The organism is Paraburkholderia sp. SIMBA_027, assembly GCF_046535315.1.
GTDB classification, from domain to species: domain Bacteria; phylum Pseudomonadota; class Gammaproteobacteria; order Burkholderiales; family Burkholderiaceae; genus Paraburkholderia; species Paraburkholderia tropica.
In genome coordinates this window covers 1-256 of the sequence record NZ_JAWRWY010001061.1, presented here as the reverse complement: position 1 = coordinate 256, position 256 = coordinate 1, and the positions used below count along the sequence as shown (strand labels likewise).

1 protein-coding gene is annotated in these 256 nt (G+C 59.8%); it reads left to right on the top strand.

From position 1 onward, the window contains the following. Positions 1–19: 19 nt before the first annotated feature. Positions 20–256, top strand: a 237-nt coding sequence (locus SB764_RS42375; protein ID WP_410867090.1) for a UDP-N-acetylglucosamine 2-epimerase, incomplete at its 3' end; no start/stop codon positions are given.

Genomic DNA, 256 nt, shown 5'->3' with positions numbered 1-256 from the left:
CTCCGCCCGCTTGATTGCGATGAAGATACTTTCCATATTCGGAACGCGTCCTGAAGCCATCAAGATGGCCCCGCTGGTCGCCGCGTTGCAGGAAGAATCCCGGATCGACAGCGTGGTCTGCGTGACCGGACAGCATCGCCAGATGCTGGACCAGGTGCTCGCACTGTTCGATCTGCGCGCCCGGCATGACCTGGACATCATGGTGCCCAACCAGACCTTGAACGGTCTGTATGCGCGGTTGATCAGCCAAGTGGAC